General features: G+C 64.8%; 22 protein-coding genes. 14 read left to right on the top strand and 8 right to left on the bottom strand.

What is annotated here, in order from left to right; genetic code table 11:
* The first annotated feature begins 42 nt into the window (after positions 1 to 42).
* Positions 43 to 1047: an asparaginase gene (locus P9273_RS15125; RefSeq protein ID WP_278049620.1), complete on the top strand. Its 1005-nt coding sequence runs from the start codon at positions 43 to 45 to the stop codon at positions 1045 to 1047.
* Here the strand turns inward: P9273_RS15125 and P9273_RS15120 are convergent.
* The gene (locus tag P9273_RS15120; protein WP_278049619.1) at positions 1044 to 2420 is read right to left on the bottom strand and encodes a TIGR03808 family TAT-translocated repetitive protein; all 1377 of its coding nucleotides are present in this window, start codon (positions 2418 to 2420) and stop codon (positions 1044 to 1046) included. The genes P9273_RS15125 and P9273_RS15120 overlap by 4 nt on opposite strands.
* A gap of 106 nt (positions 2421 to 2526) precedes the next feature.
* Between P9273_RS15120 and greA the strand changes: the two genes are divergently transcribed.
* Positions 2527 to 3009 (top strand): transcription elongation factor GreA, encoded by a 483-nt coding sequence (gene greA / locus P9273_RS15115; RefSeq protein ID WP_278049618.1) that lies wholly within the window; start codon positions 2527 to 2529, stop codon positions 3007 to 3009.
* Here the strand turns inward: greA and P9273_RS15110 are convergent.
* From P9273_RS15110 to P9273_RS15100, 3 genes are all read right to left on the bottom strand, one after another.
* Positions 2981 to 3184, bottom strand: a complete 204-nt coding sequence (locus tag P9273_RS15110) for an AbrB/MazE/SpoVT family DNA-binding domain-containing protein (protein ID WP_278049774.1) — start codon at positions 3182 to 3184, stop codon at positions 2981 to 2983. The two genes, greA and P9273_RS15110, sit on opposite strands and share 29 nt — an antisense overlap.
* A 120-nt stretch (positions 3185 to 3304) precedes the next feature.
* Entirely contained in the window at positions 3305 to 5428 is a 2124-nt protein-coding gene (gene scpA / locus P9273_RS15105) for a methylmalonyl-CoA mutase (RefSeq protein ID WP_278049617.1), read from the bottom strand.
* Entirely contained in the window at positions 5425 to 6867 is a 1443-nt protein-coding gene (locus P9273_RS15100; protein ID WP_278049616.1) for a methylmalonyl-CoA mutase family protein, read from the bottom strand. The genes scpA and P9273_RS15100 overlap by 4 nt, the downstream gene beginning before the upstream one ends.
* Positions 6868 to 7117: 250 nt before the next feature.
* Between P9273_RS15100 and P9273_RS15095 the strand changes: the two genes are divergently transcribed.
* The 7 genes from P9273_RS15095 to P9273_RS15065 all read left to right on the top strand — a co-directional run bounded on the left by P9273_RS15095 (position 7118) and on the right by P9273_RS15065 (position 16267).
* Positions 7118 to 8641, top strand: coding sequence for a helicase HerA-like C-terminal domain-containing protein (locus tag P9273_RS15095; RefSeq protein ID WP_278049615.1), 1524 nt, complete (start codon positions 7118 to 7120; stop codon positions 8639 to 8641).
* Between the two features lie 419 nt (positions 8642 to 9060).
* Positions 9061 to 9483: a helix-turn-helix domain-containing protein gene (locus tag P9273_RS15090; protein ID WP_278049614.1), complete on the top strand. Its 423-nt coding sequence runs from the start codon at positions 9061 to 9063 to the stop codon at positions 9481 to 9483.
* A gap of 205 nt (positions 9484 to 9688) precedes the next feature.
* Positions 9689 to 10144, top strand: a complete 456-nt coding sequence (locus P9273_RS15085) for a hypothetical protein (RefSeq protein ID WP_278049613.1) — start codon at positions 9689 to 9691, stop codon at positions 10142 to 10144.
* Positions 10141 to 14421, top strand: a complete 4281-nt coding sequence (locus P9273_RS15080) for a YadA-like family protein (RefSeq protein ID WP_278049612.1) — start codon at positions 10141 to 10143, stop codon at positions 14419 to 14421. The genes P9273_RS15085 and P9273_RS15080 overlap by 4 nt, the downstream gene beginning before the upstream one ends.
* Before the next feature lie 44 nt (positions 14422 to 14465).
* Positions 14466 to 15005 (top strand): invasion associated locus B family protein, encoded by a 540-nt coding sequence (locus P9273_RS15075; RefSeq protein ID WP_278049611.1) that lies wholly within the window; start codon positions 14466 to 14468, stop codon positions 15003 to 15005.
* Positions 15006 to 15017: 12 nt separating this feature from the next.
* Entirely contained in the window at positions 15018 to 15743 is a 726-nt protein-coding gene (locus P9273_RS15070; protein WP_278049610.1) for a hypothetical protein, read from the top strand.
* Positions 15744 to 15793: 50 nt separating this feature from the next.
* A complete protein-coding gene (locus P9273_RS15065; protein WP_278049609.1) occupies positions 15794 to 16267 on the top strand; it encodes a DUF4189 domain-containing protein in 474 nt (157 codons plus the stop codon).
* Positions 16268 to 16329: 62 nt separating this feature from the next.
* Here P9273_RS15065 and P9273_RS15060 read toward each other — a convergent pair whose 3' ends face one another.
* Positions 16330 to 16980: a LysE family translocator gene (locus tag P9273_RS15060; RefSeq protein WP_278049608.1), complete on the bottom strand. Its 651-nt coding sequence runs from the start codon at positions 16978 to 16980 to the stop codon at positions 16330 to 16332.
* Positions 16981 to 17020: 40 nt separating this feature from the next.
* Positions 17021 to 17644, bottom strand: coding sequence for an FMN-binding negative transcriptional regulator (locus P9273_RS15055; protein WP_278049607.1), 624 nt, complete (start codon positions 17642 to 17644; stop codon positions 17021 to 17023).
* A gap of 75 nt (positions 17645 to 17719) precedes the next feature.
* Between P9273_RS15055 and pdxR the strand changes: the two genes are divergently transcribed.
* The gene (gene pdxR, locus P9273_RS15050; RefSeq protein WP_278049606.1) at positions 17720 to 19147 is read left to right on the top strand and encodes a MocR-like pyridoxine biosynthesis transcription factor PdxR; all 1428 of its coding nucleotides are present in this window, start codon (positions 17720 to 17722) and stop codon (positions 19145 to 19147) included.
* Between the two features lie 12 nt (positions 19148 to 19159).
* Here the strand turns inward: pdxR and P9273_RS15045 are convergent, their stop codons facing one another.
* Entirely contained in the window at positions 19160 to 19981 is an 822-nt protein-coding gene (locus P9273_RS15045; protein WP_278049605.1) for a L,D-transpeptidase, read from the bottom strand.
* A gap of 172 nt (positions 19982 to 20153) precedes the next feature.
* Complete coding sequence (locus tag P9273_RS15040; RefSeq protein WP_278049604.1) at positions 20154 to 20816, bottom strand: haloacid dehalogenase type II; 663 nt, start codon at positions 20814 to 20816, stop codon at positions 20154 to 20156.
* 307 nt (positions 20817 to 21123) lie between these two features.
* Between P9273_RS15040 and P9273_RS15035 the strand changes: the two genes are divergently transcribed.
* From P9273_RS15035 to P9273_RS15020, 4 genes are all read left to right on the top strand, one after another.
* The gene (locus tag P9273_RS15035) at positions 21124 to 22002 is read left to right on the top strand and encodes a branched-chain amino acid aminotransferase (protein WP_278049603.1); all 879 of its coding nucleotides are present in this window, start codon (positions 21124 to 21126) and stop codon (positions 22000 to 22002) included.
* Positions 22003 to 22209: 207 nt separating this feature from the next.
* Positions 22210 to 22812, top strand: a complete 603-nt coding sequence (locus P9273_RS15030) for a superoxide dismutase (protein WP_278049602.1) — start codon at positions 22210 to 22212, stop codon at positions 22810 to 22812.
* A 162-nt stretch (positions 22813 to 22974) separates the two neighbouring features.
* Complete coding sequence (locus tag P9273_RS15025) at positions 22975 to 23412, top strand: c-type cytochrome (protein ID WP_041002227.1); 438 nt, start codon at positions 22975 to 22977, stop codon at positions 23410 to 23412.
* A 10-nt stretch (positions 23413 to 23422) separates the two neighbouring features.
* On the top strand, positions 23423 to 24367 hold the full coding sequence (locus P9273_RS15020; protein ID WP_278049601.1) for a c-type cytochrome: 945 nt from the start codon (positions 23423 to 23425) through the stop codon (positions 24365 to 24367).
* Positions 24368 to 24387: the final 20 nt, after the last annotated feature.

The raw sequence follows: 24387 nt of genomic DNA, 5'->3' as shown, positions 1-24387 counted from the left end.
CATTGAAGCGGCGCGCCCCTGGGCGCGCGTGCGGGAGGCGACATGACGAATCCGGTTCTGGTCGAAGTCACGCGCGGCGCGGTGGTCGAAAGCAGGCACCGCGGCGCGGTTTCGGTCTTCGACGCCGACGGCAAGCCCGTTTGGGAGATCGGCGACACGGACCGTCCGGTTTTCCCACGCTCCGCGGTGAAGGCGATCCAGGCATTGCCGTTGGTCGAGTCCGGCGCTGCCGACGCCTATGGCTTCGGCAACCGCGAACTGGCGCTGGCCTGCGCCTCGCATTCGGGCGAGCCGGCCCATGTCGAACTGGCTGCCGCAATGCTCGCCAAGGCGGGCCTCGACAAGACGGCACTGGAGTGCGGCGCGCATTGGCCCTCGAGCCATGATGCCAGCATTGCGCTCGCCCGCGCCGGCGGCGTACCCAATGCCTTGCACAACAACTGTTCCGGCAAGCATTCCGGCTTCCTCTGCACCTGCGTGCATGCCGGCATCGCGCATGCCGGTTACGTCAAGGCCGGTCATGCGCAGCAGGAGATGGTGCGCGACGCCATGCAAGCCGTGACGGGCGCGGTGCACCGTGTGGACAACAGCGGCATCGACGGCTGCTCGATCCCGACCTATGCCGTGCCGTTGAAGAGCTTCGCGCGGGGCTTTGCCCGCATGGCGACGGGCAGGGGCTTTTCGCCCGAGCGCGCCAAGGCTGCAAAGCGGCTGCTCTCGGCCTGCATGGCCGAACCGTTTCTCGTCGCTGGCCCCGGCAAGGCCGACGTCGCGCTGATGCAGGCCGCGCCCGGCCGCATCTTCGTCAAGACCGGCGCCGAAGGCGTCTATTGCGCGGCATTGCCAGAGCTCGGCCTCGGCATCGCCTTGAAATGCGATGACGGCGCCGGCAGGGGAGCGGAGATAATGATCGCCGCGGTGCTGACGAAGCTGCTGCGCGGCGATGAAGCGCTGGCGGCAAAGCTCACCGAGCTTGCCCATCCTCCGGTCGAAAGCCGCGTCGGCGCCAAGGTCGGCTTGCTGCGGCCGACGGCGGCTCTGAGCTAGCTCACCTTGTTGCGCTCGACGGTGAGATGCGCGTAGCCGGTATCGGTCGATTGGGATAGGTCCCCGGTCACCGGATCGGCCCAGCGCTGGCCGATGATGGCGCCGTTCCGGGCGCCGTCGATGACATTGTCGGAGATGACGGCGCTGCCGGAGCCTTCGACGACCGAAACGACGACGCCGGTGCCGGCCTTGCGGATGATATTTCCCGTCGCCACGACATTGCGCAGATAGGGGCCCCAGCCGAGCTGCATGCCGTAGAGCGGCGCGTTCTCGACCACATTGCCCGAGACCGTGGTGTCGGCCTCGGCGCTGATGCCGACGCCGAAACCGGGCGGATCGGCAGTGTAGGGGCCGGTGGTCGAGAGATTGCGCACGATGTTGTTCGAGCACACCGCCATGCGGCCGCCTTCGTTGAAATTGACGATCGAGATGCCGTTGGCGGCGCCGTCGACAAGGTTGTTGCTGAGGATCGCGCCTTCGAAGGAGAATTCCGAGTAGATCCCGGTCTCGCCCGAGCGCGAGCAGGTGTTGCCGGTGATCTGCAGGTTGCTCGCGCTGTTGGCGCGGATCGCGGTGAAGGCGCAGTCGGAGACGACATTGCCCGAAATGATGACGTTGCCGGCGCGGAAGGCGTTGATGCCGTTGCCGTTCTGGCCGGTGCCGCCGCTGCGTGCGCCGATCCTCTGGACGCGGTTGCCGCTGACGATGGTGCCGTCCTCCGCCGCCTGCCAGCGATGCACCAGGATGCCGCCATTGGCGCAATCGGAAACGGTGTTGCCGGAAATCTCCAGCCCGCCGGCCTCGACCGAATAGATGCCGGCATCCGCCGCACCCGAAATATCGGACCGGCCGATGCGGCCGACGGCGTGCTCGAGCGCCAACCCGTTCTTGCCGCTGCCGGTCACCTGGCAGTTGTCGATTGTCAAATGGCCGACGCGGCGCACATCGAGCAGCCCCTGCGTGTAGTCGGCCAGCCAGCGGTTGGCGCCGTCGAGCACCAGCCCGCTGAGCTCGATATGCTCGGCCTGTTCGGCCATCATCAGATGACCGTTGCCGCCATAGACGATGCGCGTCGCGCCGGGTACGCCCGAGAGGCGCACGCGGGCGGGCAGCTTGAGGTTCGAGACGAGATAGGTGCCGGGCGGCAGGAACACCGGCGCATCGCGGTCGCTGGCTTCGGCCAGCATCCTGGCGAAAGCCTTGCTCTGGTCGTCGACCGCGCCCGGCTGCACGCCGATCTCCGTGGCGTTGATCGAGCCGCGCATTGCCGCCATCTCGATGCCCGGCAGCGACTTCGCCGATGCCTTGCCGGCGAAGATGCCGGCGACGGTAAGTCCCGCGGTCCGGGCAAGCAGCGTTCGTCTGTTCAACATCGGCACAGGTCCTGGCGTTTCGCCATGTGCGTCGCAGGAATCGTGCCAGGGCGGGCTAACCGGCAAACCGCTTGTGCAGTCGCCTCGCCAAGCCTAAGTTCATCTGATGAGCAGAGCTTTCACCCGCGAAGAAGACAGCGAAAACGCCATTGCCGGCGTCGGCGAGCGGCCGATCAGCACGCACCGCAATCTGGTGACGGAGCGCGGCCTGGCGATGATCGAGGACAATCTCGCCGACCTGCGCGACATGTTGGCCAAGGCCGAAAGGAAGGGCGACCGGGAGCGCATCGCGGTCGTGTCGCGCGACCTGCGCTATTGGACCGCCCGGCGCGAGAGCGCGGAGCTTTCCGTGCCGGAGACGGGCAGCGAAGTCGTGCGCTTCGGCATGGGCGTGACGCTGGAGGGCGACGACGGCAAGAAGGTGCATTGGCGTATCGTCGGCGAGGACGAGGCCGACCCGTCCAAGGGCAGCATTTCCCACGTGTCACCGATGGCCGTGGCCCTGTTCGGCAAGAAGGTCGGCGAGGTCGTGACCGTCAACGGCAGGGAATGGGAAATCGTCAAGCTTTCCGACAGGGTCGAGAATTAGCCGCCGGCTCACTTTGCAAGCTTCCGCAGTGCAGCCTCGTATCCGTCCATGACATCGCGAGCGGCGTCATTTGCCGTTCGGGGTTGTCGTCGCGGGCCGGCCTTAGAATGAGGCCGCCGTCGGTTTCGATGATCTGGAGCTCATCACCAACTTGAAGGTCCAGGCTGTCAAGCATTTCGCGCGGCAGCAGCAAAGCTCCGATCCGTCCCCGAGCCTGTGGATGGTTGTCTTGAACATCATCGCGCCGTGATTGTATCTATGCGATAGAACAACCTTTCAGCCAATTCAGCAAGCCTCACTGATCGGCCAGCAGCCGATCCATCAGCCGGTTCGCGGCCTCCGGGATCACGGTTCCAGGCGGGAAGATTTCCACCGCGCCCGCCGCCAGCACCGCGTCATAGTCCTGCGGCGGGATAACGCCACCGGCGACGATGAGCATGTCCCCATGGCCAAGCTTCCTCAGCGCGTCCTTGAGCTCGGGGATCAGCGTCAGATGACCGGCTGCGAGCGATGACGCGCCGATGATGTCCACGTCGTGCTGCACCGCAAGCTTCGCGATCTCGTCCGGCGTCTGGAACATCGGCCCGACGGTCACGTCGAAGCCCAGATCGGCAAAGGCGCTGGCGATCACCTTCTGGCCGCGGTCGTGTCCGTCCTGGCCCATCTTGGCGACCAGGATGCGCGGCTTGCCGCCGGATTTCTTCTCGAATGCCTCGATCTTCTCCTGCAAACGCTCAAGCGCCGGATTGTCGCCGAGCGACTCGCGATAGACGCCGGAGATCGTCTGCACCGCCGCCGTGTGGCGGCCGAACACTTTTTCCAGCGCCAGCGAGATCTCGCCCACAGTGGCGTTGGCGCGCGCGGCGCGGATCGCGAATTCGAGCAGATTCTCGTCGCCCTCGGCCGCCCGAGAAAGGGCCGCCAGCGCGTTTTCCAGTGCTGCGACGTCGCGGGTGCCTTTGAGCCGCTGCAGCTTCGCCAATTGCCTGGCCTTCACCTCGGCATTGTCGATCTTCAGCACATCGACTTCGATGTCCGTTTGCGGCCGGTGCGCGTTGACGCCGACCAGCACCTGTTCGCCGGAGTCGATGCGCGCCTGCGTGCGCGCCGCCGCTTCCTCGATGCGCAGCTTCGGAATGCCTTTCTCGATCGCCGCCGCCATGCCGCCGAGGCTTTCGACCTCCTCGATATGGGCGAGCGCGCGCGCCGCCAGATCATGCGTCAGCCGCTCGACATAGGCCGAGCCGCCCCACGGGTCGATCATGCGCGTGGTGCCGGATTCCTTTTGGAGGATGAGCTGCGTGTTGCGGGCGATGCGGGCCGAATGGTCGGTCGGCAGCGCCATCGCCTCGTCGAAGGAATTGGTGTGCAGCGACTGCGTATGCCCCTGCGTCGCCGCCATCGCCTCGAGCATCGTGCGGGTGATGTTGTTATAGGGATCCTGCGCCGTCAGCGACCAGCCCGACGTCTGGCAATGGGTGCGCAGCGACAGCGAGCGCTCGTCCTTCGGCGCGAAATTCTTCTGCATCAGGTTCGACCAGAGCAGCCGCGCGGCCCTGAGCTTGGCGATCTCCATGAAGAAGTTCATGCCGATTGCCCAGAAGAAGGACAGGCGCGGCGCGAAGCGGTCGATGTCGAGGCCGGCGGCGACGCCGGCGCGCGCATATTCGATGCCGTCGGCAATGGTGTAGGCGAGTTCGAGGTCGGCCGTCGCTCCCGCTTCCTGCATATGGTAGCCGGAGATCGAGATCGAGTTGAACTTCGGCATATGCTTGGAGGTGTAGGCAAAAATGTCCGACACGATCCGCATCGAAGGCTTCGGCGGATAGATGTAGGTGTTGCGGACCATGAACTCCTTCAGAATGTCGTTCTGAATGGTTCCGGCGAGATCCTTCTCGGCGACGCCCTGTTCCTCCGCCGCCACGATATACAGCGCCATGATCGGCAGCACGGCGCCGTTCATGGTCATCGACACCGTCATCTCGTTCAGCGGAATGCCGTCGAAGAGCTGCCGCATGTCGAGGATGGAATCGATCGCCACGCCCGCCATGCCGACATCGCCGGCGACGCGGGGATGGTCACTGTCATAGCCGCGATGGGTGGCGAGATCGAAGGCGACCGAGAGGCCCTTCTGGCCGGCGGCGAGGTTGCGTCGGTAGAAGGCGTTGGATTCCTCCGCCGTCGAGAACCCGGCATATTGCCGGATCGTCCAGGGCTGCTGGACATACATGGTCGGGTAGGGGCCGCGCACGAAGGGCGGCATGCCCGGATAAGTGTCGAGATTGGCAAGTCCTTTGAGGTCGCCTTGTGTGTAAAGGTGCTTTACCGCGATGCCTTCCGGCGTCATCCGCTGGCCTTTGAGCTCGACCGGCGCGTGCCGCGGCGCCGACCAGCCGATCTGGCTGAAATCCGGGATCATGATCCGGCTCCGATCGACTGGTCGATGCGCACCGGAAACAGCGGCTCGCAGGTCGCAACGCCTTCGGTCAGGGCCGGACGCCGCTCCTGCGGCAGGGTCTCGACCGGGCGCTCGCGGCCGACGCGGTAAAGCGTCGTTCCGACAATGCCGCGTTCGCCGGCCCGGTAGGCGCCGTTGCGCCTGGCGGCGGCAGTCTGGACGCGATTCTGGATGTAGCCCTGCTGCAGGCTGGCGAGCACGCCGCCCTCGGCCTCGATGCGCTGGAATTCTTCCCAGGCCGCGGCGCAGAGATCGTCGGTCAGCGCTTCGACCGCGCCCGAGCCATTGGCGGGGTCGGCGACACGGTAGAGATGGCTCTCCTTGGCCATGATAAGCTGAGCGTTGCGGGCGATGCGGCGGGCAAAGCTGGCCGGCAGGCCATGCGCGATCGTATGCGGCAGGATCGAGACCGAATCGGCGCCGCCGGTTGCCGCCGCGAAGGCCGCGATCGCCGTGCGCAGGATGTTGGTCTCCGGGTCGGCCATCGTCATCATGCGGTAGGAGGTCTCGGCATGGATGCTGGCGGTCGAGGCCGGGATCGAGCAGGCTTCCTGGATGCGCGCCCAGAGCTTGCGCAACGCCCGCACCTTGGCCATCGACAGGAACTGGTCCTGATCGACGCTGAGCGCGAAGCCGATATAAGGTGCCGCATAGATCAGCGGCTGGCGCGCCTTCTCGAACATCCTGAGATAGGACACGACGGAGGCCATCATCGTGCCGAGCTCCTGCGCCTCGGTGGCGCCGGCATTGTGGAAGACCCGGCCGTCGGCCTCGAGCAGCACGCCCGGCACGCCCATCGAGAAGAAATGCGCCAGCGACTGAGGCATCGACTCCTGCAGCGCCTCGATCGAAGTGCGCAACCGCCCGGTTCCGGCGAAGATCGCCGCCGGGTCGATGCCGAAGGAGAGGTTGAGCTTGGCCGGATCGGAGCGGCGTTTGCTCAAGAAAGCGAGCAGCCAGTCGGCGACCGCGCGGCTCCAGGGATGCGCGTCGATGCGCACCTGCACGCGGTTGAGCGGCACGCCGTCGAGCACTCTTTCCAAGGCTTCCGCGGTGCGCGGCAGGCCGTAGCCGAAGGCATTCGGCGCCCCCTCGAAGACAAGCGACAGGCCGGTGGCGCCTTGGGCGATGTCTTCCAGCGCTTGCGCGCTGGCCCGGACGATGTCCGGATCGTCGACGCGCTGGCTGACGATCCACGGCGCAGTCGGATTTGTGCGGAGCAATGGCTCGGCGGACGTCGAGCGTTGACTGAGCGGCTCGATGCGGATGCCGTCATCGGTATGGGAGACGAGCTTTTCCTCGAAGGAATCGCCGGCAAGCGCCTTTTCCGCCAAGACCTGCCAACGCTTGGCGTCCGGGTTCGGAAGATCGACATCCCTGGTCAAGGCGCCGGCGCCCATCGCTCTCCTCGCTTCTCGGCCGCATCAGCCGGTCCAGCCAATCTAGGGCCGGGAACCAGATATCACAATGCGTCATCCGGCCGGGTTTTTCCGCGGCCGGCCAATCGATTGCCAAACATGCGCGGAATCCGCAAGCGCCAAAGGCCAAATTCGATGCGCCCTAAATCGACACTGGGCATTGCCGCATGCGATGAGCGTTACTATACCTCGGGTGAGGCCCTTTGAGCGGAACAGATTGCGGAGACCGGATATGGTTGACGAGACCAGCATCTTCATCGGCGCCAGCCGCAAGCCCGACGATTCCTACCAGCGCGCCGAAGCGCTTTTGCTGCGCTACGGCAACCGCCACGGCCTCGTCACCGGGGCCACCGGCACCGGCAAGACGGTCAGCCTGCAGATCCTGGCCGAGGGCTTTTCGAACGCCGGCGTGCCTGTTTTCTGCGCCGACATCAAAGGCGACCTTTCCGGCATATCCATGATGGGCGAAGCCAAGGATTTCCTGGTCAAGCGCGCCGGAGAGGTGAAGCTCGATCCCTATCAGTTCCAGGAATTCCCTGTCATTTTCTGGGACCTGTTCGGCGAGCAGGGCCATCCGATCCGCGCCACGATTTCCGAGATGGGACCGCTGCTTTTGTCGCGGCTGATGAACCTCACGGAAGCTCAGGAAGGCGTCATGAATATCGCCTTCCGCATCGCCGATGAGGAAGGCCTGCTGCTGCTCGATTTGAAGGACTTGCAGGCGCTGCTCGCCAACATTGCAGAGCGAGCCGACGAACTCAGCGCACGGTATGGCAATGTGACCAAGCCCTCCGTCGGCGCCATCCAGCGCACGCTCCTGGTGCTCGAGCAGCAGGGTGCCGCGAATTTCTTCGGCGAGCCGGCGTTGCGCGTCGCCGATCTGATGCGCACGACGCGCGACGGCCGCGGCGCGATCAGCGTCCTGGCCGCCGACAAATTGATGATGAATCCCAGGCTCTACGCCACCTTCCTGCTCTGGCTGATGTCGGAACTGTTCGAGGAACTGCCCGAGGTCGGCGATCTCGACCGGCCGAAGCTGGTGTTCTTCTTCGACGAGGCGCATCTCTTGTTCGAGGATGCGCCGAAGGTGCTGATCGACCGCGTCGAGCAGGTGGTGCGGCTGATCCGTTCCAAGGGCGTCGGCGTCTATTTCGTCACCCAGAACCCGCTCGACATCCCGGAAAAGGTGCTGGCCCAACTCGGCAACCGCGTCCAGCACGCGCTGCGCGCCTATACGCCGCGCGAACAGCAGGCGGTGCGCACCGCGGCCGAGACCTTCCGGCCCAATCCCGATTTCGATTGCGCCACCGCCATCACCCAGCTCGCCACCGGCGAGGCGCTGGTTTCGATGCTGGAGGACAAGGGCGTGCCGGCCATGGTCCAGCGCACGCTGATCCGGCCGCCGTCATCCAGGCTTGGGCCGATCACGCCGGACGAGCGCCGCAAGATCATCGCCGAGAGTCCTGTCGCCGGCCAATACGACCAGGCCGTCGATCGCGAATCGGCTTTCGAGATCCTGCGGAAGAAGACCAAGGAGGCGCAGGAGGCCGAGGCGCAGGCAAAGCAGCAGAACAGCGGCGGCTCGCGCTGGACCATTCCCGGTTTCGACGATGTTTTGGGAACAGGCAATCGGCGGTCTTCCAACCGCCAGACCGTGGCCGAAGCCGCCATCAAGTCGGTGGTACGCTCGGTCGGCTCCTCCGTCGGCCGTGCCATTGTCCGCGGCATCCTTGGGAGCCTGGCCCGGGGGCGGTAGCGCGCGGGCTAAGCCCTCCGCTTTCCTGACCCGCCGGATCAAACGGGCGTCCGTCCCGTCGCAGCAAGTGGTTCCGCCTTTGGGGTGTTGGATCTGTTGCTCGCCGCGCCAAGCGAAACTTGCGTGGCACCTGACGCGTCAGAGGCCGTCCTTGTTACCTTGCGACGAAAAAATCTTACTTGAGAACAAGCGGATAGCAGCAGCGGCATCTAAAATTTTCGTGAAAGAAGTTTTTCCCTGCCGAACCGCAAGTTCGTGAAATACCGAATGCCTCAAATCATGGCCTTTGCGGGCTGTTGCCGGGGGGCATATTCGATAACGGCGACCACGTGCGATCACGGATTATTTTGGCTAGGAAACCGAAAGCGCCCGCTAAGGTTGGGCCAAGGCTGCGGAGGGCTGAGCATCAGGAGTCCGAGTTGCGGCGCGATGACGATCTGTCGACCTGGCTTTCGGAAATCCCTGCTGAGAGACGATTACCGATTAACGCAAAAGGCGGGCTGTCGACCAGTTGCGCCGGGCTGGTGCAGCAATTCCTGAACGACAACTTTTCCCGCAAGCTTTCTCTCGCTGAGATGGCAGCGGTATGCGAACTGTCTCCCTACCACTTCGCCCGCGGCTTTTCCAAGACGTTCGGAGTGTCGCCGCATCAATACGTCCTTACGCTTCGTCTGGACCTTGCTGAAAAGTTGCTTGCCGACAGCCGCATGTCGATCACGGACATCGCCGATCTGAGCGGGTTCTCGAGTCAGAGCCACCTGACCACCATGATGAAAAAATATCGCAACGCCACCCCACAGCAGGTGCGGGCGAGGCAGGTTCGATCGCGGGGCAGTGAGTAAGGCGACAGCAAATTGCCCAAATTATCGGCAGATTTATTTTTGGCTCGGCTTATAAAAGAAATTTCTAAAGTAATTCTGTGTTAACCTCCAGAATATGTGCTGTCTTTTTTCCGATAAACAGCAATTTGTTGAAATACGGGATTCTGAAAACATGTCCTTCTGGAGCAGGTTCAGCTACGCCGGATTCTGACTAGGCTGAGGGGACATGAGCGACGATACGGCCATCGGCCGCAGCCTTTCCGAGGAGATCGGCTACTGGCTGGAGTCGGCATCCAGGACGCTTGAGAAACGCTATGGAGATGGCGTGCCCCTGGCCAAGCAGGACATGCTGCTTGCCCATTATCTCTACGGCCTCATCGCCGTGGTTCACGCGGGCGATGCGCCTGCTGCCCATCTGGCGGCCATGCGGTCCTATCTCGGCCGGCTCATTCCGGACGAACGGGTCACACGAGCCTTGCAGGCCGTGCCGGAGGAGGGGGACTCCTGGCTTGAAAGCACGCTCGATCGCGTCGAGGCGATCGGTGAAAAGCAGGGCCATGCGCTTCTGGCGCGCGGCGCCGATATTGTCATCCCATTTTCGAGCAGACACGCTTCGGCGGCAGGGTCGGCGGAACCTGTCGTGATCGAGCGCGACCGACCAAAGGAGGCACTCTCGCAATGAACCTCGGGCAAGCACGAAACACCCGGCGCGCATCGGCGCGTTTCGCAGGGAACTGGGTACTCGGCGCTGCCGACAGCCGCTCGCTGCGCCGCCGCTTGATGGCCGCGCTGCGCAACGCGCATCGCGTGCTCGGCCTGAAGCGCGACCGGTTGGGGCATGGAATGCTCAGCACCGGCGGGGCGACCGGCGCCCTGCTCGCCGTCGCCGGGATCATGATACCGCAAGCGGCGTTCGCGCAGGTTGCCATGGGCAATGGGGTTGTCAGCAATCCCGCAAACTGCACCAATCCCAGTGCTGCGACTGCAGGCAGCACCGCTATCGGCTGCGGCAGTAGCGCCGGCGCCAGCTCAACCGCAATCGGCTCTGGCACCGTTGCCAATGGCCAGAACGCCTTGGCGATAGGCGACGCAAACAGCACAACCGGCGATGGCTCGATCATCATCGGCTATGCAAATTCTGCCAATGGTCTCAATGCGATAGGCATGGGTGTCTTTGCGAACGCCACCGGCACCAATGCCCTTGCGGTCGGCGGAAATGCCCATGCCAATGGGGATGGCTCATCGGCTTTTGGCGTCAATACGGTTGCAAACGGCGCAGGTGCCACCGCTATCGGCAATGGGACGAGCGCTGCGCTGAATGCTTCGGCCCTCGGCCTCGCTGCCGCGGCAAGCGGGCTGCGCGCCACCGCGCTCGGGTATGGGGCGAAAGCGTCGGGAGTGGATTCGTTTGCCCAGGGCAACAACGCCACCGCAAGCAACCAGAACGCCATCGCGATCGGGTTCCAATCGGTCGCTTCACAGATCAACTCCATCAATATCGGCGGGCGCACCGTCGCGGGAACGGGTGCCCTTGCACAGGGCGCCATCGCCCTCGGCACGGATGTGACAGCAAATCAGCAAAACACCGTTGCCATCGGCATTCTGACCAAAGCAACTGGAACGAGCGCCACGGCGATGGGCAACACGGCGAGCGCTTGGGGCAACCAGTCCATCGCCTTGGGTTTGGGCGCGCAGGCAGGCGTTCAGGCCAACACGGCCCTGCCCAATAGCATCGCGATCGGCACCAACTCGCTCTCTTCCGGCGCTTTCGCCGTCGCCATGGGCCCTGCCTCAATTGCAAGCGGCGCTGCAGCCACGGCGATTGGCAACACCGCCGTGGCCAGCGGCCAAAACGCCTCCTCGTTCGGATCTGGCGCAAATGCTACCGGAGACAATTCCCTTGCCGCCGGCGTTAGCGCCAACGCCGGCGGAATCGCCAGTACCGCGCTCGGCATCGGCGCCAATGCATCGGCGGCGAGCGCCATCGCCGTGGGCAACAACGCCAAGGCCGATTCCGCCAATGCGGTCGCCATGGGCACCAACGCGGTGGCGACCGGCGGCCAGGCGGTTTCCATCGGCGCGAACAACACCGCCTATGGCGACGGCGCGGTCTCCATCGGCGATCCAAGCTATGCAAGCGGCACCGGCGCCTTCACCGGCGGCGCCAACAACATCGCCAATGCTGACGGTACCGCGAGCGCTACCGCCGCCAACCAGGCCGCCGGCGCGGTTGCAATCGGCAACAACAACAAGGCGATCGGGCAGGGTTCCGTGGCGCTGGGTAACGGGTCCACCGCGGGTGCGACCGGCTTCGTCGGGAATGTCGCGCTGGGCAATGGCGCGACCGCCACGGCAAGCTCCGGTGATGTGGCCCTCGGCTCGGGCTCGGTCACCCAGGCGGCAGTCGGCACCGGTAGCGCCACGATCGGCGGCACGACCTATACCTTCGCCGGAACGACGCCGACCTCGACGGTCAGCATCGGCGCGCCCGGCGCTGAGCGGACCCTCACAAATCTCGCCGCAGGACGCATCAGCGGCAGCTCGACCGACGCGATCAACGGCTCGCAGCTTTTCGCGACCAACCAGCAGGTGACGCAGAACACAACCGACATCGCTAGTCTCGGCAATACGGTCACGAACATCAACAGCGGCGCCGGCATCAAGTATTTCCATGCCAACTCGACGCTGCCCGATTCCCAGGCGTTGGGCGCGGACTCCGTCGCGGTCGGCCCGAATGCCGTGGCCAACAATGCCGGCGACGTGGCAATCGGCCTCAATTCCGCATCCAGCACCACGACGGCGGTTGGCGGCACAACGATCGGCGGCGTCAACTACACCTTCGCCGGCACCACGCCGGCCGGCGCATTCTCGGTTGGCTCGGTTGGCGCGGAGCGCCAGATCCAGAACGTCGCGGCAGGCCGGCTGAGCAACTCGTCGACCGATGCCGTCAACGGTTCGCAGCTCTTCGCGACGAACCAGCAGGTGACGCAGAACACAACCGACATCGCCGCCAATACCGCAGACATCACTACCCTCGGCAACACGATCAACAACATCAACGCTGGCGGCGGCATCAAGTACTTCCACGCCAATTCGACGCTCGCCGATTCCCAGGCGCTGGGAACGGATTCCGTCGCGATCGGCCCGAATGCCGTGGCCAACAACGCCGGCGATGTGGCGATCGGCCTCAACTCCGTGTCCGGCACCACGACCGCGGTTGGCGGCGCGACGATCGGCGGTGTGAATTACACTTTTGCCGGAGCCACTCCGGCCGGCGCCTTCTCGGTCGGCTCGGCGGGTGCCGAGCGCCAGATCCAGAATGTCGCGGCCGGGCAGTTGAGCGGCTCCTCTACCGATGCGGTCAACGGCTCGCAGCTCTTCGCCACCAACCAGCAGGTGACGCAGAACACGACGGATATCGCCGCCAACACCGCCGACATCACCACGCTCGGCAACACGATCAATAATTTTGCCGGCGACACATCGACCGCTTACACCGACGCCAATGGCGTAGGCATTCGCTATGTCCGCACCAATGACAGCACGCTCCCGGTCACCGATGCCTTCGCGCAAGGGGTAGGCTCTTCCGCGCTCGGTTACCAAGCCACCGCGTCCGCCGGCGACTCGCTGGCCCTCGGCCGCGGCACCCAGGCAACTGTCACCGGCGGCGTGGCGCTCGGCTCCGGCTCGGTTTCAGATCGTGCAGTGGCACCGACATCGGGATCGATCCTCTCCGGCACTGGCCTCATCCCCTACAACACTGCGGACATGAGTCTGCTCGGCGCCGTCTCGGTCGGCACCTCCACATCCTATCGTCAGATCATCAACGTTGCCGACGCCACGGAGGACCAGGACGCGGTGACGCTGCGCCAGTTGAAGGGCGCGCTGAGCTCCTTTGCGGTGACGGGATCCATGTACTTCCACGCCAATTCGACGGCGTCGGACTCGCTTGCGGTCGGCGTCGATTCGGTCGCGATCGGTCCGCGCACCACCGTGAACGGCAACAACGGCATAGGCATGGGCAACGGCGCCATCGTGCAGTCGACGGCGCCGGGCGGCATCGCGATCGGCCAGACCTCGACCGTCAATGCGGCGGACAGCATCGCGCTAGGGACGAACTCGACCGCCAACGGTGCGCAGTCGATGGCGCTCGGCGCCGGCGCCACGGCCAATGAGCCGGGCAGCGTCGCGCTCGGCGCGGGCTCGACGACGGCGGCTGCGGTAGCCACGACGGGCACGACGATCAACGGTGTCGCCTACACCTTCGCCGGAACCGCTCCGACGAGCACGGTCAGCGTCGGCAGCGTCGGCAACGAGCGCACCGTCACCAACGTGGCGGCGGGCCGGATCAGTTCCACCTCCACGGACGCCATCAACGGCAGTCAGCTTTACGCGACCAACCAGGCCGTCGAAGCAGTGCAGGGAAGCGTCGGCAATCTGAACGAGTTCGCAGTCCAGTACGACAAGAACCCGGATGGCACCAAGTCGAACTCGCTGACGCTCGCCGGCGGCGACGCGAATGCGCCTGTCGTCATCCACAATGTCGGCGCCGGCACCGCCGACACCGATGCAGTCAACGTGCAGCAACTCAATCTTGGGCTGGCGACCACGCTCGACAACTCCAAGACCTACACCAATCAGGTGGCGGCCACCACGCTGCAGCAGGCCAATGCCTACACCGACTCCAAGCTCAGCCAACTCAACATGGATATGGGCGAAGCGCGCGGCGAGGCGCGTCAGGCCGCCGCGATCGGCCTTGCGGCCGCCTCGCTGCGCTATGACGATCGTCCCGGCAAGGTCAGCGTGGCGGCCGGCGGCGGCTATTGGCGCGGCGAGGGAGCGGTCGCGTTCGGCGCCGGCTACACCAGCGAGGATGGGCGCGCGAGAGCGAACCTCTCGGGCACGACGGCCGGCGGGCACTGGGGTGTCGGCGCGGGCGTCAGCTTCACGTTGAACTGAGCCTCTCCATGCCCCGGCACGCGGTCGCTGCTGTCGCATTCTCCATGGCTTGTCTGCTCCTCTCCGGCCCGCGCGCGGTCGGACAGGAGGCGGCGCCGTCCGCCTATCGGATAAAGCCTTCGGATGTCGCGGTGCCTCCGGACGTCAAGCTCGGGCAGTATCAGCGAACCACGCGTCCTTTCGAGAACTGGATCCTGATCTGCGATGAGAACCTGCAGGCCAGGAAGAGGGTTTGCAACATCAGCCAGTCCTTCATCGACCAGAGCCAGGCACCGGTCTTCAGCTGGTCGCTGGCAGCCGACGAGAAGGGCAAGCCTTTCATGATATTGCGGGCCCCCAGCCAGGCCGGCACGGGAAGCAAGCTTTCGCTCAAATTTGCCGGCCGCAAGCAGCCGGTAGATGTTCAGCTGCAGGCCTGCGACGCGTCGGTTTGTGTCGGCTATTTGCCGGTTGGCCCCGTGCTTCGCGAGCAGATCGGCAAAGAGACCAACGTCCAGGTTTCCTATTCCCTGCCGTCAGGAGCGACCGTCAGCCTCGATGCCCCCTTCAAGGGGCTCAAGGCCGCGCTGTCGGCCATCAACTAGAAAGAGCTTGAGATGACACGCCAATCCATAGAGGACAGAATTCTGACGCGCTCCGAGTCCGTTGCGCTGCCGGAGCCGCCGGCCGGCTCGCCGCCGGCGCGTTCGTCGGCCTGGCGGCTGTTGCGGAACACGGCGCTGCTCGGCGCGTTCGCCATCCTGGTCGCGGCGGCGGTCATCGTGTCGTTCCGTTTCTTCCCCGCGCTTGGGACATTCGTAGCCGGCACCGCTTCCGCGCAAGCACAGGCGCCCGTGCAGGCAGAGTCGACGCAAGCCGCGCCGGCGCCGGCAGACAGCTCGGCGAACAAGAATCCGTTTCAGGCGCATGTCGCTCAGGCGGGCGTGCGCACCTGCGCCAATCTCTTTGCCACGCTCGGACAGGCCCTGACCGCGGGATCGACCTATGCCGTCCAGACGCAATGGGACAAGACCTCGCCCGACACGCACGCCGTGCAGGCGCTCGCCGGGATGAGCTACAATCTGCCCGACTATAAAACCGAGGCGGCCGGTATCGTCTATGCCTCGCCTCTCGGGCAGACCTGCGAGGGCGGCTTCGTGCGCGTGGCGCCATTCCAGCGCTCTTGTCAGGAGGTCGCCGGCACGCTGCCGAAGGGCAGCCTTTTGGCGGACAACCTTTCGAACACGATGCTTTTCAACCTGGCCAACAATGGCGGCCAGGCGCTGCTGGTCCCAACCGGAAACACCTGCATCGTCGTCTCGGTCGCACGCATGGGCGGATAACGGCCGGGCACAATCACCGATCTTGAACAGCTGCATCGGGAGCTACGAACATGCTGATCGACCGTCGCCTCTCATTCCCGCTGCTGGCGGCGCTGGCCGGGCTTACGATCGCCAGCCATGCGGCCGACCTGGTGTCTCCGCCGCCGGCTGAGACGGGCGAGGAAAAGGGCATCTGGGGCGCGATCGCCTATTCGCCCGAGGACGGCCGTCACGGCTTCTTCTGGGGCGCCGACAAGCGCCAGGAAGCGGAAGACATCGCGCTCAAGCACTGTGAGAATGCGGACGGCAAGGGCTGCCGGGTGGTCGAAGTGTTCCGCAACCATCGCCATTGGGACGATGATGACGGCACCGGCTTTCCCTATGAGCACTGCGCGGCCCTTTCGGTCGGCAAGAGCCGTGGCGCGGCGACGCCGTTCTGGGGCGCAGCGTCGGCCACGACCCGCCGTGAAGCCGAGGACAAGGCGACAGCCCAGTGCGGAGGCGAGGGGAAGGAGTGCAAGATTCGCGAGTGGGTTTGCACCTGACGGGAGCAGCCGCTGGATATTCGTCGCGCCCGGATGTCGGCGAGCCGAGCGTGGCGCAGCAATCAGAGAGCAGGGCGCTTCGCTATGGCGAGACCAATGCCGAGCGCGATCATGGCGCCGCCGGATGCCTCCCGCAGCCGGCGGATCACACCGGCGCGCCCAGCGGCGCCTTGCCGGATGCGGCTTGCCGCAAAGGCGACCACGACATCGGCAAGGGTGTTGAGCGTCACGGATATGAAGCCGAGGGCCATGAACTGCAGGGCGACGTGGCCGGCGCCCAGATTCACGAATTGCGGAATGAAGGCCAGGAAGAAGGCCGCCGTCTTCGGGTTCAAGGCCTCGACCAGCACGCCTTCGCGAAACGCCCGGCCGGCGCCGACGGCAGGCGTCGGTGTCCCGCCGTCCAGCATCGTCTTTGCCTCGCGGCGCGCGGACTGGAAGGTGCGGAAGCCCAGCCAGACGAGGTAGACGGCGCCGATCAGCTTCAACGCGGTGAACAGCTCCGCGCTGGCGAGCACGATGGCCGAAACGCCCAGACTGCCGGCCAGCACGTGGACCATGCCGCCCAGGCCCGTCCCGAAACTCGAGGCGATGCCTTCCGCGCGGCCGCCGGCCAGCGTGCGCGCGGCGACATAGAAGATGCCCGGCCCCGGCGTGATGGCGAGCAGGAAGGCCGCGGCGAAATACAGGGCGAACTGGGTCAGGTCCGGCATGAGGGGCGCGTTAGGGATTAGGTGTCAAACCGGCCAGTCTTCACACTGGGATGAGCGGTGCGACCTCGCGGTCCGACGGACGGTCGCTCGATGACAGGCCGGACGCCACGCCGGCGCGGTCGGCCGCGTTTCGGTTCTGGCTCATCTTGCGCTTGCCCTCGAGCTTCATGATGGGCATGCGCAAACCGACGATGCCCTTCAATTGCGACTGGATGAAATCCGCCGGCGCGTCCGACACGGCCCACGGCGCTGAGCGTTCGCCTTCATGCAGGTTGGTCAGGCGGGTCACCACCTCGAGCAGCCTGTCGGCGTCCTCGAAGAATTCGATCGGCCCATGGGCATGGACGGCGATATAGTTCCAGGTCGGCACGACCTTCCCGGTCTCCTGCTTGGTCTGATACCAGGCCGGTGTCACATAGGCGTCCGGTCCCATGAACATCGCAAGGGCGTCGCCCACCGCCGGCACGCGCCATTGCGGGTTTGCCTTCGCGACATGGCCGTAGATCACGCCATGCTCGCCCTCGTTCTCATCCAGCAGAAGCGGCAACGGCGTCGCCAGCGGGCCCTCGGCCGTGGCGGTAACCAGGACTGCCAGCCGCGCCGCGCGGATCGTGGCCTTGAGGCTTTCATGATCGTCGTCGCGAAAGGCGGGCGGCATGTACATGACAAACTCCTTGCGTTCCAAGAAAGGATGCCGGATATCTGGCTTGCTTGGAACATCCAGTTTTGAAGGTTTTGTGTGGTCCAGTTCGAGCAGGACGGCGTCGCGCGCCGGATCATCGCGGCGATCAAGGAGCAGATCCACAGCGGCGCCTATCGGCCGGGCGATCGCCTGCCGTCGACGCGGGCTTTTGCCGCCGAATGGGGCGCTTCGCGAACCACGGTGACGGCTGCCTACAATCAGCTCGACGCCGAAGGCTATCTGATCATCCGGCAGGGGGCGCGTGCGATCGTGGCCGCGGGACTGGAGAGGGCGTCGGGAGAGGCGCCCCTCGCAACCGCCTCGCCACGGCACCTGTCGGCATTCGCGGGGCGGTTGCTGGCTCTGCCTCCGCCGGTATTGGCGGAGCCGGCCAACATTGCGGATTTCCGCTATGGCGACCTGTCCGGCGCGGACTTCCCGGTGCTGGCCTGGCGGCGGGCGTCGAACAAGGCGATCCTGCGGCGCCCCGCGCGGCTGCGCTACGGCGATCCCCAGGGATCTTCCGTCCTGCGCAACGCGCTCCAGGCCTATCTCTGGCGCGCTCGCGGCATCACTTGCGCACCGGACCAGATCGTCATCGTCAACGGCTCGCAGCAGGGGCTCGACCTCTGCGCGCGGCTGCTGCTCGATCCCGGCGATCCATTCGTGATCGAGAACCCCGGATATACGCTGGCTCGCCACGCCTTCGTGGCGGCGGGAGGCATAGCCATGCCCGTTCCTGTCGACGCGGATGGGCTAAGGATGGACACGCTGCCGCCGGCCCGTCTCGCTTATGTGACGCCGTCGCATCAGTTTCCGCTCGGCGGCGTGCTTTCGGCGGCACGGCGGCGTTCGCTGCTGGCCTGGGCCGCCGGCGCGGGGGCCTATGTCGTGGAGGACGACTATGACGGTGAATACCGTCACGACATCAGCCCCATTCCGCCGCTGCAGGCGCTCGACGCGGACACGGTCGTCTATGTCGGCACGCTGTCCAAGACGCTCTCGCCCACCTTGAGGCTCGGCTACCTCGTCGTCCCCGTCAGCCTGCGCCAGGCGTTCAGCGAGGCGAAGCGCCTGACCGATCGGCATGCTCCGATGCTGGAGCAGGATGTGCTGGCCGAGTTGCTGGCGAGTGGCGCTTACGAGCGCCATGTGCGCAGCATCCGGAGAAAAAACGCCGAGCGGCGGGATATCCTGCTCACGGCGTTGATCGATCGACTGGGGTCAAGGGTCACCATCGCCGGGGCGGAGACGGGCCTGCATGTCATCGCCTGGATGAACGGCATCGATGCCGAGCGCGAACCGGCGATCATCGCGGCCGCGCGAGACGCCGGGATCGGACTCTATCCTGTGTCGCCGCTTTATGATCCGAGCGGCCCCAGGCCGGAAACGGCCGGGTTTATCCTGGGTTACGCCGGGCTCGAGGCGGAAGCATTGCGCCGCGGCGTCGCGGTGCTGGCCACTATCTTGGCCGAACACCGCTGACTTATCGACGCTTTAGAAGATCTCGTTGGTGAGCTGCTTCACCGGACCGAGCAGGATCGAACCCGTCGGCACGCCATTGTCGATCGGGATCGCCTTGCGCTCCGGCATGTCCTCTTCAGGCGCGCCGATATTGGCCGTCACGATGACCGGGGTCTTGGTCGGCACGCGGTCGTAGAGGTCGATGATGTCCTGGTTGATCAGGCGCACGCAGCCCGACGATACCGACTTGCCGATCGACCACCATTCCGGCGAGCCGTGCAGGCGGTAGAGCGTGTCCTGGTTGCCCTGGAAGAGATAGAGCGCACGCGCCCCGAGCGGGTTCTTCAGGCCACCAGGCATGCCGCCATTCTTGGCGCTGTACTGCGTCAGCTCCGGCTGGCGCGCGACCATCTCGTCCGGCGGCGTCCATTTCGGCCATTTCTGCTTCCACTGCACGACCGCGTCACCCGACCATTCGAAGCCGGCGCGGCCGAGGCCGACGCCGTAGCGGATCGCCTGGCCGCCCTCGCGGACCAGATAGAGGAAGTGGCCGGTGGTATCGACGACGATGGTGCCCGGGCGCTGTCCGGTCGGATCGGGAACGATCTGGCGCAAGAATCTGTGATCGATCTTGTTGACCGGAATGGCCGGCAGGTCGAAGCCATTGTCCGACATCGGGCCATACATCGTCTCGTAGTCGCCGAGCGGCGGCTCGACATAGGTGGGCGGTGGCGGCTGGATGGGAGCAGGGGCCGGCCCGGTGGTGGTGCAGGCGGAAACGGCCGCCGAAGCAGCGCCAAGGGCTGTGAAATTGAGGAAGCCGCGGCGGCTGATGCGGAAGGAAGCGTCTGACATGATTGCCTTTTCTAGGTCTTAAATCGCAAGAAAGCATGAATGTGCGGGCACGTCGCAGGCGGCATTCATAACAGTCGGCGGCGATAGGCGGTTCCAATTCTGGCTTGAGGGTGGACAGAAAAAGGCGAAGCTGTGACCGTGCCGCCGCTGTTGCGCTGCAGCAACAGAGACATCAGACACCCGCCAGAAGGCCATCGAGCGAGGGTAGAATGAGCCCCGGCGGCAAGTCGCGATATTCGTCCGGCTGATTGGTCCGGTTGATCCAGACCGTGCGGAAACCGAATTTCGTCGCGCCGGCGACGTCCCAGCGGTTCGACGACTGGAAAGACACCGCGCCCGGATAGAGCCGCCAGTTGGTGATCACCATGTCGTAGACCGACGGGTCGGTCTTGAAGCGTTTGACCTGGTCGACCGAAAACACGTCATCGAGGATCTGGTCGAGCGCCGCGGATTTGACAGCCGCGCGGAGCATTTCCGGCGAGCCGTTGGAGAGGATCGCGAGCTTCGCGCCCGACGCCTTGAGCGCCTTCAGCACGGCGGGCACTTCCGGGTAGCAATCGAGCCGCCAATAAGCTTCGAGCAGTTTCGTCCGCAACGCCGGATCGGCCGAGGGCACCTTGCGCAAGGCGAAATCCAGCGCCTGCTCGGTCAATTGCCAGAAGTCGGCATATGAGCCCATCAGCGTCCTGACCCAGGAATATTCGAGCTGCTTGGCGCGCCAGATTTCCGACAGCAGCTGGCCGTCCGGGCCGATCTCGCCGGCATGGCGGCGCACGGCCGCGTGCACGTCGAACAACGTGCCATAGGCGTCGAAGACATAGGCCGCATGATGCATGACAAGAGTTTTGAAACGAGGACGCGCCCCATGCAAGCGCCGATTGCGCTCAAATGCATGTCGCCCAAAGCGTGCCGCGGTTTTGGAAAACCGACATGCATCAAACAAAACGCATGTCGCCCAAAGCGTGTCGCGATTTTGGAAACCGACATGCACCAAAAAAGGACTTCCAGAGCGTTGCCCGATATAGATCAGGCAACGCTCTGTAAGTGCCGCTGGCCTCAACGATTTTCGGCCATGTCGGTTGACGCCGACCCTCAAAGCATCGTCCTATGCCGACCCGAAATCGCTCATTTGGACGGCAAACATGACACTGGCGGCAGCGGCGAAAACCGCGACATGGACCTATGTGGACGGCGACTGGCACGAGGGCAATGTCGCGATACTGGGGCCGCGCAGCCATGCCATGTGGCTCGGCACCAGCGTCTTCGACGGCGGCCGCTGGTTCGAAGGCGTCGCGCCCGACCTCGAGCTTCACTCCGCTCGTGTCAACGCTTCCGCGACCGCGCTTGGCTTGAAGCCTTCGATGGCGACGGAAGAGATCGTCGGCCTGACCTGGGACGGCTTGAAGAAATTCGACGGCAAGACGGCGGTCTATATCAGGCCGATGTATTGGGCCGAGCATGGCGGCTATATGGGCGTGCCGGCCGACCCGGACTCGACCCGCTTCTGCCTGTGCCTCTACGAAGCGCCGATGATCCCGCCGTCCGGCTTTTCGGTCGGCGTCTCGCCGTTTCGGCGCCCGACCATCGAGACCATGCCGACCAACGCCAAGGCCGGCTGCCTCTACCCAAACAATGGCCGCGCCATCCTGGAAGCCAAGAATCGCGGCTTCGACAACGCGCTCGTGCTCGACATGCTGGGCAACGTCGCCGAGACCGGAACCTCCAACATCTTCCTGGTCAAGGACGGCCATGTGATGACGCCGGCGCCGAACGGCACGTTCCTGTCGGGCATCACCCGCTCGCGCACCATCAACCTACTCGGCGACTACGGCTTCAGGACCACCGAGAAGACGCTGTCGGTTCGCGATTTCCTCGAAGCCGACGAGATCTTCTCGACCGGCAACCACTCCAAGGTCGTGCCGATCACCCGCATCGAGAACCGCGACCTGCAGCCCGGACCCGTGGCCAAGAAAGCGCGCGAGCTCTATTGGGAATGGGCGCATTCGGCGCCCGCCGCCTGACCCGCCGGAGCGTTTCTCCGTTTCGCCGAACGGCGAACCGCTCCATCTCCTTTTTTTGCGCAATTCCGGGCGGAAACCGTTTCACACTTTTCCCGGAATTGCTCTAAAAAGTCGCTCGGCGCCCCATTCCGGAGTTGCCGCGACCCATTCCAGACCTATCTTAGCTCGGTAATATCACCGGACTTTTTCCTCGAGGGAGTACCATCCATGGCTTTTGAGTTGCCCGCTTTGCCTTACGACTATGAGGCCTTGCAGCCTTACATGTCGAAGGAGACGCTGGAGTATCATCACGACAAGCACCACAAGGCCTATGTCGACAATGGCAACAAGCTGGCCGCCGAGGCCGGAATGGGCGACCTGTCGGTCGAAGAGGTCGTGAAGCAGTCCTTCGGCAAGAATGCCGGGCTCTTCAACAACGCCGCCCAGCACTACAACCACATCCACTTCTGGAAGTGGATGAAGAAGGGCGGCGGCGGCAACAAGCTGCCGGGCGCGCTGCAGAAGGCCTTCGACAGCGACCTTGGCGGCTATGAGAAGTTCAAGGCGGATTTCACCGCCGCCGGCACCACCCAGTTCGGCTCCGGCTGGGCCTGGATCTCGGTTAAGAACGGCAAGCTGGAGATTTCCAAGACCCCGAATGGCGAGAACCCGCTGGTCCATGGCGGCTCGCCGATCCTCGGCGTCGACGTGTGGGAGCACTCCTATTACATCGACTACCGCAACGCGCGGCCGAAATATCTCGAGGCCTTCGTCGACAGCCTGATCAACTGGGACTACGTCCTGGAGCTGTATGAAAAGGCTAAAGGCTAACGATTTTCTAGCGAAAGCCCCGGCATGCCGGGGCTTTTCTTTTTCGGGCAGTGGAAACGGCATGCCAGCCGGCAAAATCGTCCGGCAAAGGGGAATAATCCCGTTGTGACGTCCGTTAACGTTCAGTCGCGTACCCTCTTTCCTCACCATGGAGCCAATTGAATGAGAAAGCTTGTTCTCGCCATCTCTATGCTCGCTTTTGCCGGTTCGGTCGCCTTTGCCGATCCGATAAAGGATCGCCAGGCCTTGATGAAGGAGCGCGGCAAGCTTGCCGGTCAATTGTCTAAAGTCGTCAAGGGGGAGGAGGATTTCGACGCCGCCGCTGTGCTGACGACGCTGAAGGCCCTGCAGGCCAATGCTGAGAAATGGGATGCCGAGAAACTGTTCCCAGCCGGCAGCGACAAGGGCGACACCACGGCGGCGCCGAAGATCTGGGAAGACAAGGCCGGCTTCAATGCGGCAGAAGACAAGCTGCTGGCCGATGTCAAGGCCGCGGTGGCTTCGCCTCCGGCTGACGTCGACGCGCTGAAGGCGCAGCTCAACACGATCGGCGGCGATTGCGGCACCTGCCACCAGACCTACCGGATCAAGAAGAGCTGATCGCCCGGCGATGGCCTGGCTGAGGAAGCTTGTCGGCGCCGCCGTCGTGCTTGGCGGCGCCGTGGCCGCTGCCGGCTGGGTCCTGTCGGCGCCCGCCAGGCTGGACGCCGGCACCGTCGCGCAACTCGGCCCCGGTGACGCCGCCAAAGGCAAGCGCATCTTCTATGCGGGGGGCTGCACCTCCTGCCATGCGAAACCGGGCGCGCAGGGCGACGCCCGGCTGCAATTGGTCGGCGGTTTGGAACTCAAGACGCCGTTCGGCACGTTCGTTCCGCCCAACATCTCGCAGGACCGGACGGACGGCATCGGCGGCTGGAGCGAGGAGGACTTCGCCAACGCCATGCTCAAGGGCGTTTCGCCTTCAGGCGAGCATTTCTACCCGGCCTTTCCCTATGCCTCCTATGCGCGCATGAAGCCGGCCGACATCGCCGACCTCTACGCTTTCATGAAGACGCTGCCGGCGGTTACCGGCAAGGCGCCGGACCACAAGCTGTCCTTCCCCTTCACCATCCGCCGAGGCATCGGCCTCTGGAAGCGGCTTTATCTCAGCTCAGAGCCGGTGATTGCACTGCCCGACGGCACGCCGGACAAGGTCCTCGCCGGCCGCTACCTTGTCGAGGGACCCGGCCATTGCGGCGAATGCCACACGCCGCGCGATTTCGCCGGCGGCGTCAAAAAGGGCGAGTGGCTGGCGGGCGCCGTGGCGGCCGAAGGCTCCGGCGTCGTGCCCAACATTACCCCGCAGGGCGGCACCAAGGACTGGTCGGAGGCCGACATCGCCAATTACCTCGAAACCGGCTTCACGCCGGATTTCGATTCCGTGGGCGGCGCCATGGTCGACGTGCAGCGCAACATCGCGCAACTGACCGCCGACGACCGTGCGGCGATCGCGGCCTACCTCAAAGCCCTCCCGCCGCATCCGAATGGCTATCCGGCGCGCAAGCCGGCGAGCTGAACCATCATGTCTTCTTTGCG

This window comes from Mesorhizobium sp. WSM4935 (genome assembly GCF_029625735.1).
Lineage (GTDB): Bacteria > Pseudomonadota > Alphaproteobacteria > Rhizobiales > Rhizobiaceae > Mesorhizobium.
This window is presented reverse-complemented; position numbering and strand designations above follow the sequence as displayed.

Excerpts from the sequence above, each read along its gene's own strand:
- P9273_RS15125 (WP_278049620.1), top strand. The coding sequence starts at position 43 with ATGACGAATCCGGTTCTGGTCGAAGTCACGCGCGGCGCGGTGGTCGAA.
- P9273_RS15120 (WP_278049619.1), bottom strand. The coding sequence starts at position 2,420 with ATGTTGAACAGACGAACGCTGCTTGCCCGGACCGCGGGACTTACCGTC.
- greA (WP_278049618.1), top strand. The coding sequence starts at position 2,527 with ATGAGCAGAGCTTTCACCCGCGAAGAAGACAGCGAAAACGCCATTGCC.
- P9273_RS15110 (WP_278049774.1), bottom strand. The coding sequence starts at position 3,184 with ATGCTTGACAGCCTGGACCTTCAAGTTGGTGATGAGCTCCAGATCATC.
- scpA (WP_278049617.1), bottom strand. The coding sequence starts at position 5,428 with ATGATCCCGGATTTCAGCCAGATCGGCTGGTCGGCGCCGCGGCACGCG.
- P9273_RS15100 (WP_278049616.1), bottom strand. The coding sequence starts at position 6,867 with ATGGGCGCCGGCGCCTTGACCAGGGATGTCGATCTTCCGAACCCGGAC.
- P9273_RS15095 (WP_278049615.1), top strand. The coding sequence starts at position 7,118 with ATGGTTGACGAGACCAGCATCTTCATCGGCGCCAGCCGCAAGCCCGAC.
- P9273_RS15085 (WP_278049613.1), top strand. The coding sequence starts at position 9,689 with ATGAGCGACGATACGGCCATCGGCCGCAGCCTTTCCGAGGAGATCGGC.
- P9273_RS15080 (WP_278049612.1), top strand. The coding sequence starts at position 10,141 with ATGAACCTCGGGCAAGCACGAAACACCCGGCGCGCATCGGCGCGTTTC.
- P9273_RS15075 (WP_278049611.1), top strand. The coding sequence starts at position 14,466 with ATGGCTTGTCTGCTCCTCTCCGGCCCGCGCGCGGTCGGACAGGAGGCG.
- P9273_RS15070 (WP_278049610.1), top strand. The coding sequence starts at position 15,018 with ATGACACGCCAATCCATAGAGGACAGAATTCTGACGCGCTCCGAGTCC.
- P9273_RS15065 (WP_278049609.1), top strand. The coding sequence starts at position 15,794 with ATGCTGATCGACCGTCGCCTCTCATTCCCGCTGCTGGCGGCGCTGGCC.
- P9273_RS15060 (WP_278049608.1), bottom strand. The coding sequence starts at position 16,980 with ATGCCGGACCTGACCCAGTTCGCCCTGTATTTCGCCGCGGCCTTCCTG.
- P9273_RS15055 (WP_278049607.1), bottom strand. The coding sequence starts at position 17,644 with ATGTACATGCCGCCCGCCTTTCGCGACGACGATCATGAAAGCCTCAAG.
- P9273_RS15045 (WP_278049605.1), bottom strand. The coding sequence starts at position 19,981 with ATGTCAGACGCTTCCTTCCGCATCAGCCGCCGCGGCTTCCTCAATTTC.
- P9273_RS15040 (WP_278049604.1), bottom strand. The coding sequence starts at position 20,816 with ATGCATCATGCGGCCTATGTCTTCGACGCCTATGGCACGTTGTTCGAC.
- P9273_RS15035 (WP_278049603.1), top strand. The coding sequence starts at position 21,124 with ATGACACTGGCGGCAGCGGCGAAAACCGCGACATGGACCTATGTGGAC.
- P9273_RS15030 (WP_278049602.1), top strand. The coding sequence starts at position 22,210 with ATGGCTTTTGAGTTGCCCGCTTTGCCTTACGACTATGAGGCCTTGCAG.
- P9273_RS15025 (WP_041002227.1), top strand. The coding sequence starts at position 22,975 with ATGAGAAAGCTTGTTCTCGCCATCTCTATGCTCGCTTTTGCCGGTTCG.
- P9273_RS15020 (WP_278049601.1), top strand. The coding sequence starts at position 23,423 with ATGGCCTGGCTGAGGAAGCTTGTCGGCGCCGCCGTCGTGCTTGGCGGC.